This is a genomic window from Kitasatospora sp. NPDC101157 (assembly GCF_044768255.1).
In the GTDB taxonomy this organism is placed as follows: Bacteria; Actinomycetota; Actinomycetes; order Streptomycetales; family Streptomycetaceae; genus Kitasatospora.
Genome location: NZ_JBIWPL010000034.1, coordinates 53,209 through 61,252 on the forward strand (window position 1 = coordinate 53,209; position 8,044 = coordinate 61,252).

At 74.3% G+C, this 8,044-nt stretch carries 9 protein-coding genes; 4 read left to right on the plus strand and 5 right to left on the minus strand.

From position 1 onward, the window contains the following. Positions 1–125: 125 nt before the first annotated feature. The 4 genes from ACIRVF_RS38520 to ACIRVF_RS38535 form a co-directional block, all read right to left on the minus strand. Positions 126–326, minus strand: a complete 201-nt coding sequence (locus ACIRVF_RS38520; protein ID WP_402828942.1) for a hypothetical protein — start codon at positions 324–326, stop codon at positions 126–128. Between the two features lie 167 nt (positions 327–493). Then, positions 494–736: a plasmid mobilization protein gene (locus ACIRVF_RS38525; protein ID WP_402828944.1), complete on the minus strand. Its 243-nt coding sequence runs from the start codon at positions 734–736 to the stop codon at positions 494–496. Between the two features lie 245 nt (positions 737–981). Continuing rightward, complete coding sequence (locus ACIRVF_RS38530) at positions 982–1,614, minus strand: ATP-binding protein (RefSeq protein ID WP_402828946.1); 633 nt, start codon at positions 1,612–1,614, stop codon at positions 982–984. A gap of 201 nt (positions 1,615–1,815) precedes the next feature. Continuing rightward, positions 1,816–2,472 (minus strand): pyridoxamine 5'-phosphate oxidase family protein, encoded by a 657-nt coding sequence (locus ACIRVF_RS38535; protein ID WP_402828948.1) that lies wholly within the window; start codon positions 2,470–2,472, stop codon positions 1,816–1,818. Between the two features lie 238 nt (positions 2,473–2,710). On the opposite strand from ACIRVF_RS38535, the gene ACIRVF_RS38540 reads away from it, so the two are divergent. The 3 genes from ACIRVF_RS38540 (at position 2,711) to ACIRVF_RS38550 (ending at position 6,172) form a co-directional block, all read left to right on the plus strand. Beyond that, on the plus strand, positions 2,711–3,571 hold the full coding sequence (locus ACIRVF_RS38540; protein ID WP_402828950.1) for an NAD(P)H-binding protein: 861 nt from the start codon (positions 2,711–2,713) through the stop codon (positions 3,569–3,571). Positions 3,572–3,876: 305 nt separating this feature from the next. Continuing rightward, on the plus strand, positions 3,877–4,647 hold the full coding sequence (locus ACIRVF_RS38545; RefSeq protein WP_402828986.1) for a slipin family protein: 771 nt from the start codon (positions 3,877–3,879) through the stop codon (positions 4,645–4,647). A gap of 160 nt (positions 4,648–4,807) precedes the next feature. Beyond that, positions 4,808–6,172, plus strand: a complete 1,365-nt coding sequence (locus ACIRVF_RS38550; RefSeq protein ID WP_402828952.1) for an FAD-dependent oxidoreductase — start codon at positions 4,808–4,810, stop codon at positions 6,170–6,172. A gap of 38 nt (positions 6,173–6,210) precedes the next feature. Here ACIRVF_RS38550 and ACIRVF_RS38555 read toward each other — a convergent pair whose 3' ends face one another. Next, the gene (locus ACIRVF_RS38555) at positions 6,211–6,846 is read right to left on the minus strand and encodes a TetR-like C-terminal domain-containing protein (RefSeq protein ID WP_402828953.1); all 636 of its coding nucleotides are present in this window, start codon (positions 6,844–6,846) and stop codon (positions 6,211–6,213) included. A gap of 222 nt (positions 6,847–7,068) precedes the next feature. Between ACIRVF_RS38555 and ACIRVF_RS38560 the strand changes: the two genes are divergently transcribed. Beyond that, on the plus strand, positions 7,069–7,890 hold the full coding sequence (locus ACIRVF_RS38560; RefSeq protein WP_402828955.1) for a lipase family protein: 822 nt from the start codon (positions 7,069–7,071) through the stop codon (positions 7,888–7,890). Positions 7,891–8,044 lie beyond the last annotated feature (154 nt).

Sequence of the window (8,044 nt, forward strand, 5' to 3'; positions counted from 1 at the left end):
TCGCCCCCCTCCACACCCCCCCCGTGGTGCAGAGCAGCCGCCGCCCCGGGTGACCCCCCCGGGTGGTGGCGCGAGATGTCGCCGGGCCCCCCGACCCCCCCGCGGCGGGCGTTCCGGGCGGCTGCTCAGCGGTACCAGGTACGGATCGTGGCCGCGGTCTCCCGGACGTCGGCGTGGCCCGCGCGGATGCGGGCGGCGAGGTCAACGGCGTGTTCGGGCTCGGCGGTGACGATGACGCCGGAGGCGCTGAGGTAGGCGGCGGCGACCACGGCGGCGAAGTGCTCGTTGGCCGCCGCCAGGGCCGGAACGCGGATCAGCTGGTGCATCAGCGCGGCCGCGCGCTGATGCAACCCCCCGTAGACGGGGACGTCCGGGACCTCGTCAGCGTGCCGGGCGACGGCGGCGGCGAGGGTGCCGTAGTCGGTGACGTCCGGGTCGCCGGGCAGGAACTGCTGGGCGAGGTCCAGCAGTCAGGTCCGGTCGATCCGCAGGATCACGCGGCGTCCGCCGCCGCGTCGCGGGCGGGGGCCGGGTACGGGCCGAACTCCGCCTCGAACGCCGGGCCCCAGGCCTGGGAGAAGTGGGCGGCGGCGGTCAGGAAGCGCTCGCGGCGCTCGTCCGCCTCCTCCGCCAGCACCTTGCGCGCGTAGTCCGGCAGGCTCATCCCGGCGGCCTCGGCGCGCTGCTCCAGCGCCTCGTGCACGGCGTCGTCGAGGCGGACGTTCAACTGCTTCATGGCGGCGAGCGTAGCGGCCGGTAGCGCCCGCTACAAGGCGGCCTCAGAACACCGGGGGCCGCCCCCACAGCGTCATCCCACACCGTGCTCCAGCGGATCGGGCGCCGGGGCGGGCACGCGGTCCGAACGCCCTCCCGGGCGGCCACCGGGTCGAGCATCGCGCGCAGTTGCCGGGGCCGGTCGCCCATGGCCGGCAGCACCACGACCGGTGTCACGCCCATCCGCACCCGCTCCTCGTCGCCGGTCTATCCCTCCGGCCCGGCGGACTCGACGCGCACCTCCAGGGCGGGCCAGTGCGCCGCCCAGCGGGTCAGCCGGTCCGCGTCCAACGGGCTCTGCGGGAGCAACGACGGGTCGGGCCGGAAGGTCACCGAGGTGCCGGTGGTGCCGTCGGGTTCGACCGGGTCGAGACCGGTGACCGGCAGGCCGTGCTCGTAGCGCTGGGTCCAGGCCCCGTTGTGCCGGCGGTTGGTGTGCACCAGCCAGGAGCTGAGCGCCGCGACCACCGACATGCCCCGGCGCGGGTGCCCGTCCGGGAGTTGCTCCGCCTCGGGCCGGTCGAAGAAGCGCAGGTCCTTGGTGGCCATGACCGGCTTCTTCACCACCTCGCCGTGCTCGTCGAACCGGGTGTCGGTGCCCCGCCCGTCGTCACGGACGGAGACCGAGCCGTCGGCGTGCAGGGTGACGACGCACCGGCCCGCGCCGCGCGCGGCCGCCTCGTCGCCGGGGTAGGCGAGCACCTCCAGTACGAGGTGTTCGACGCCGCCCGGCGCGAACTCGGCGGCCTGCGCGCGGATCCCGGCGAGATGCCCGGTGTCCACGGCAGCGGCCCAGTCGTGGGTGGTGTTGGTCCAGGCAGCCCTGGTGCGTCCGTCCATCCGACGAGTATGCCCGAGCGGTCAGCTGCCGCCCGTCACCAGCTGGTCCCCCAACGTGCTGCGCCGGTACAGGACTTGACGGCCGCCCCGGGCCCGGGCGGGGCGTGTGCGCGCTGCCGGCCCTGCTGACCGCCCCGGCCCCGGCCCGCCACCTGCCGGCCGCGTGCTCCGCGACCCGCTGCGCCGCACGGGCCGTCGCCCTCAGCCGGTCACCAGCCGCCGACCGCTGATCTCCTCGGGCCGGATCCGCACCCAGCGCGGCCGGTCGCCGCCCGCCCACGGGACCGCGCCGGGCAGCGCGTCGAGGCGGCGCCGCTCCTCCGGGTCGTCCACGTAGTGCGCCGGGCCGACGACCAGCACGGTCCAGCCGCGCCCCTGGAACTCGTCGATGCGGTCGACCTCCAGGGACACCTCCGTCCCCTCCTCCGGGGCGGTCCCCGTCCGGTCGCCGGTGCGGTAGGCGAAGGAGGCCCGGTCGACCACGTAGTTGACCGGCCGGACCGCCGGGCCGGGCCGGACCGGCAGGGCGATCCGGCCGATCCCGTGCGAGCCGACCAGTTCCCAGCACTCGGCGTCGGTGAGGTGGAGCAGCCTCGGCCGCGGGCCGGGGCCGCCGCGCCCGGGCGGGGTGTCGGGGCCGTCCGCCAGGAGTTCGTCCCGGGTCACGCCGAGCGCGGCGGCGATCCGGACGAAGCCGCCGGGGTCGAAGGCGGGTCCGGTCCGGAGCAGGAGGCCCAGGTAGCGCGGCGCCATCGCCGCCCGGTGGGCCAGGTCCTCCTCACTCAGGCCGAGCCGCTCGCGCCGTTCGGCGACCCGGCGGGCCACGTCGGTGGGGTCGGGATCGGACGGGTGGTTCACGGTGGTGGCTCCTCGGCTCGCCCAGGGGGCCACCGGACCGGCGTCCGGGCGGTGACCAGGCCCGATCCATCCAAGCGTCCGGCCATCGCCAAGTCGAGGAAGAGAGGGACTCCGTGCGTGTCGGCGCACCCCGCCGGCCCGCGCGGGGCCCGACCTTGATCCGCCATCCCCCGCCTGCGATCATCCCCCTGACGCGGAATCAGGTCCGCGTCGTCAACGGGGACGAGGAGACACATCCGTGATCGTCGTGACGGGTGCCACCGGTACGGTCGGGTCCAAGGTGGTCGTGGGGCTGCGCGAGCGCGGCCAGGCGGTACGGGCGCTGGTGCGCGCCGGGTCCGGGGGCCCGGCCGAGTGGGACGAGGCGGTCGAGCGGGTCGCCGCCGACTTCGCCGACCCGGCGTCGCTGGACGCCGCCCTCGCCGGGGCCGACACGGTCTACCTGCTGGTGGCCGTACACCCGGAGATGGCCCAGCACGAGAAGAACGTGATCGACGCTGCCGTCCGCACCGGCCGCCGCCCTCGGATCGTGCTGCACGCGGCCGCCGGCATCGAGTACCGCCCCGAGGGAGTGCGCTTCATCGGCGCGCACATCGCGGGCCTGGACCACCTGAAGGCCTCCGGCCTGCCGTGGACGGTGCTGGGCCCGAACGGCTTCTACCAGAACTTCCTCGGCATGGCCCCGGCCGTCAAGGCCGGCCGCCTGGCCGTGCCCGGCGGCGACGGCGCGGTGTCGTACGTGGACGCCCGGGACGTGGCGGCGGCCGCCGTCGAGGTGCTGGCCACCGAGGGACACGAAGGCGCGGTCTACTCCCTGACCGGCCCGGCGGCGCTCACCCACGGCGAGCTGGCCGAGCAGCTGGCAGCCGTCGCGGGCCACCCGGTCGGGTACGCCGCGCTCACCCCCGAGGCGGCCCTGGAGGGCCTGCTCGGCATGGGCTGGGAGCGGTGGCGGGCCGAGGGGATGGTCGAGCTGTACGGGCTGTACGCGGCCGGGCGGGCCTCGGCGGTCAGCTCCGACGTGGAGGAACTGACCGGCCGTAAGCCGCGCACCTTCGCCGAGTTCGCGGCCGAGCACGCCGAGGTCTTCCGCGCCTGAGCCGTCCCCCGGCGCGCCGCCGCCCGAGCTCGGTGGCGCGCCCCGCCCGACCCCAGGGGCGCGCCACCGTTCCACCTCGGCGGCGCGCCCCCGGGGTGCACCGCCGGCCGGCCGTCAACGATGCGTCAAGATCCCGCTCCGCACGCCTTACCGTCCCGCCCCGCCGGGCGCATACTGTGCTGCGCGCGGCGAGCATCCGGCGACAGGGCCACCCCGGACCCGGCCCGGCTGCGCCGCGACGGGGAGAAGGTAGAACAGGCGTGGCGGTACTCGTGATCGTCGTGGTGGTCGTCCTGCTGTGGCTGATGACCGGCGTACGGGTGGTGCAGCAGTACGAGCGCGGTGTGGTGTTCCGGCTCGGCCGGGTGCGCGGGCAGGTCCGCGAGCCGGGCCTGACGATGCTGGTGCCGGTGCTCGACCGGATGCGCAAGGTGAACGTCCAGGTGGTCACCATGCCGGTGCCCGCGCAGGAGGGCATCACCAAGGACAACGTCTCGGTGAGCGTCGACGCGGTGCTGTACTTCCGCGTCGTCGAGCCGATCAAGGCCACCGTGGACGTGCAGAACTACGGCTTCGCCATGCTGCAGGTCGCCCAGACCTCGCTGCGCTCGATCATCGGCAAGAGCGAGCTCGACGACCTGCTCTCCGGGCGGGAGAACCTGCACCAGGGTCTGGAACTCATGCTGGAGAGCCCGGCGGCGGGCTGGGGCGTGCACATCGACCGGGTGGAGATCAAGGACGTCAGCCTGCCCGACTCGATGAAGCGCTCGATGGCCCGCCAGGCCGAGGCCGACCGCGAGCGCCGGGCCCGTATCATCACCGCGGACGGCGAGTTCCAGGCGGCCGCCAAGCTCGCCGAGGCGGCGAGCAAGATGGCCGAGACCCCGGCGGCGATGCAGCTGCGCATGCTGCAGACGGTGGTGGAGGTCGCGGCGGAGAAGAACTCGACGCTGGTGCTGCCGTTCCCGGTGGAGCTGCTGCGCTTCTTCGAGGCCTCCACGGCCCGGCTCACCGAGGGCACGACGGATGCCGCCCCGGCCGTTCCGCCGCAGGCCACCGACGTCGAGCGCGACTGACGCCCACTCGGCCGGTCCGGGAAAGGTTCCCGGACCGGCCATAGGTCCGCTCTATGGCGTCATAGATCAGCACCGACTACACCTCCGTTCGAACAGCGGGTTGGCTGCGAGGGTCCAGACCACTTCACCTCCCCCTGCGCCCGACCGGAGGACCACCCGCATGACCCGCCCGATCCGAGTCGCCGTCGTCGGAGCCGGCCCCGCCGGCATCTACGCCGCCGACGCCCTGCTGAAGTCCGATGCCGCGCAGGCGCCCGGTGTCTCGATCGACCTGTTCGAGCGGATGCCCGCTCCGTTCGGCCTGATCCGCTACGGCGTCGCCCCCGACCACCCGCGGATCAAGGGCATCGTCACCGCCCTGCACCAGGTGCTGGACAAGCCCCAGGTCCGCCTCTTCGGCAACGTCGACTACCCGTCCGACCTCGCCCTGGACGACCTGCACCGCTACTACGACGCCGTGGTCTTCGCCACCGGCGCGATGGCCGACCGCTCGCTCGACCTGCCCGGCATCGAGCTGGACGGCTCCTACGGCGCCGCCGACTTCGTCTCCTGGTACGACGGCCACCCGGACGTGCCCCGCACCTGGCCGCTGGAGGCCGAGAAGGTCGCCGTCCTCGGCGTCGGCAATGTCGCCCTGGACGTGGCCCGGATCCTCGCCAAGACCGCCGACGAGCTGCTGCCCACCGAGATCCCGCCGAACGTGTACGAGGGCCTGCGCCGCAACCGCGCCGTCGAGGTGCACGTCTTCGGCCGCCGCGGCCCGGCGCAGGCCAAGTTCAGCCCGATGGAGCTGCGCGAGCTCGACCACTCGCCCACCATCGAGGTGATCGTCAACCCCGAGGACATCGAGTACGACGAGGGCTCGATCGCCGAGCGCCGCGCCGTCAAGCACGTCGACCTGGTCGCCGCCACGGTCGAGAACTGGGCGATCCGCGACGTCGGCGACCGCCCACACCGGGTGTACCTGCACTTCTTCGAGTCCCCGGTCGAGGTCCTCGGCGAGGACGGCCGGGTGGTCGGCCTGCGCACCGAGCGCACCGAGCTGGACGGCACCGGCAACGTGCGCGGCACCGGCCGCCACACCGACTGGGACGTCCAGGCGGTCTACCGGGCCGTCGGCTACTACTCCGACGAACTGCCCAAGCTGCCGTTCGACCCGGTCTCCGGCACCGTCCCGCACCAGGCCGGCCGCGTGCTGGACGGCAACGGCTCCCATGTCCCGGCCCTCTACGTCACCGGCTGGATCAAGCGCGGCCCGGTCGGCCTGATCGGCCACACCAAGGGCGACGCCAACGAGACCGTCGCCTGCCTGCTGGACGACCACGCCGGCGGCCGCCTGCCCGGCGCCGCCGAACCCGACCCTGCGGCGGTCGAGGCACACCTGCGCGCCCGCGGCGTCCGCTACACCACCTGGGACGACTGGAAGCAGCTCGACGCCCACGAGCGCGCCCTCGGCCGGGCCGAGGACCGCGAGCGGGTCAAGGTCGTCGAGCGCGAGGACATGCTCCGCCACAGCGGCGCCTGAGCCCCGGGGCCCGTCCGGCGGACCGTGCCGGACGGGCCCTACCCGCGGCGGACGATCGGCAGCAGCACCTCGTCGACGATCGCCGCCGGATCGAGCTCGACGGCACCCCCGCCGCACATCTTGATCCGGTACAGCATCAGCGCCGGCACCACGTCGGTGACCAGTGGGGTGACCGCCCCGGGACGGACCTCACCGCCGGCGGTGCCCCGGTCGAGCACCTCCGCGATCAGTGCGGTGGTCGGCTGGACCACCCGCTCCAGCACCAGTTCCAGGAAGACGTGGGCGCGCTGGTGGTCGATCTCGCTCATGATCGCGCGGACGGCGGCGCCCAGTTCGCTGACCATCGCGCCGCGCAGCCCGGTCACCACGGCGAGGAGGTCCCCGCGCAGGCTGCCGGTGTCGGGGGCCGCTCCGGGCGGGGGAAGGCTGGCCCGCAGCGCGTCCACCACCAGCTCCTCCTTGGAGGACCAACGCCGGTAGAGGGCCGCCTTCCCGGTCTGCGCGGCGGCGGCCACGCCCTCCATGGTGAGCCGCGCGTAGCCGTCGCTGGTCAACTGCTGGAGGACCGCCCCGTAGATGGCGCTCTCCAGCGCCTCGCCGCGCCGACGGACCGGAGCGGCCGTCGCCGCCGCGCGCTCGGTGCCGCGCTCAGCAGGTCCGGCTTCAGCGGACATGGCTGCACACCTTCCGGGAGTTCCCTGTTCACCTGGCCCACCGCCAATGTTAGTGAACGAACCCGTTCCCTCCCAAGGTCCGTGCCCCGCCGCTCCGGAGGAGCCCTCGATCCGTGCGGCGCCCCGGATCCGTTCAGGTGACTCCCGGCGGCGCCGCCCCCGCGGCGGTCGACGGGTCCGCTACCAACGAGGGACACCTTCCCCGACGAAAGGCGGTCCCCCGTGGCCGTACCCACCACCTTCGACCAGAGCGCGACCGGCTACAGCCTCGCCCACGCCTACAACCTGGCCAAGGCCGCCGAGCTCGCCTACCAGGACGACGCCACGATCGACCGGCAGGCCCACGACTGGGGCTTCGGCACCGTGCGCCACCACGACACCCGGTTCACCCCGCCGTTCCCGCTTGAGGACACCCAGGCCTACACCATGGCCGGCGACCGGATGATCGTGGTCGCCTTCCGCGGCACCGAGCCCAAGGAGATCCGCGACTGGCTCACCGACTCCACCACCCCGCCCTGGCCCGGCCCGGCGGGCACCGGCTACGTCCACTACGGCTTCGCCGAGGCCCTGGAGTCGGTCTTCCCCGACGTCCGCAAGACCCTCGCCGAGCTGCGCGACAACGACCAGACCGTCTGGTTCACCGGCCACAGCCTCGGCGGCGCCCTCGCGATGCTCGCCGCCGCCCGCCTCAACCTGGAGGACCCGCGCCTGACCGCCGACGGGGTGTACACCTTCGGCCAGCCCCGCACCTGCGACCGCCTCCTCACCGCCGCCTACAACAAGGCGCTCAAGGGCCGGAGTTACCGCTTCGTCAACAACAACGACATCGTCCCCCAGCTGCCGCCGGAGCCTGCCTTCACCCACATCGAGGCGCTGCGGTTCATCGACTCCGCGGGGACCATCCACGAGGGCGCCAGCGGCCTGGTCTCCGGCCTCGCCAACCGCGCCAAGGGCCTGACCTCCGCCGCCTTCGAGCCCACCGGCGAGGGCGTGCGCGACCACCTCATGCGCAACTACCTCGCGGCGCTGGAGAAGAACCTCTGAGCGGCTGACCACCCGCCGGCCCGGGGGGGGGCCCCCCCCGCGGCCGGGGGCCCGCCCCCCCCCCCGGCGGGCCCCCCCCCCGGGCCCGGTCCAGCACCCGGCCGAGGATCGCGTCGGCGTCCTGGTAGCAGGACCTGAGGTACGACCAGACGCG

Bases quoted from the DNA above. Each gene is read 5' to 3' on its own strand.
- ACIRVF_RS38520 (WP_402828942.1), bottom strand. From the start codon at position 326: ATGCACCAGCTGATCCGCGTTCCGGCCCTGGCGGCGGCCAACGAGCAC.
- ACIRVF_RS38525 (WP_402828944.1), bottom strand. From the start codon at position 736: ATGAAGCAGTTGAACGTCCGCCTCGACGACGCCGTGCACGAGGCGCTG.
- ACIRVF_RS38530 (WP_402828946.1), bottom strand. From the start codon at position 1,614: ATGGACGGACGCACCAGGGCTGCCTGGACCAACACCACCCACGACTGG.
- ACIRVF_RS38545 (WP_402828986.1), top strand. From the start codon at position 3,877: ATGACCGGCGTACGGGTGGTGCAGCAGTACGAGCGCGGTGTGGTGTTC.
- ACIRVF_RS38550 (WP_402828952.1), top strand. From the start codon at position 4,808: ATGACCCGCCCGATCCGAGTCGCCGTCGTCGGAGCCGGCCCCGCCGGC.
- ACIRVF_RS38555 (WP_402828953.1), bottom strand. From the start codon at position 6,846: ATGTCCGCTGAAGCCGGACCTGCTGAGCGCGGCACCGAGCGCGCGGCG.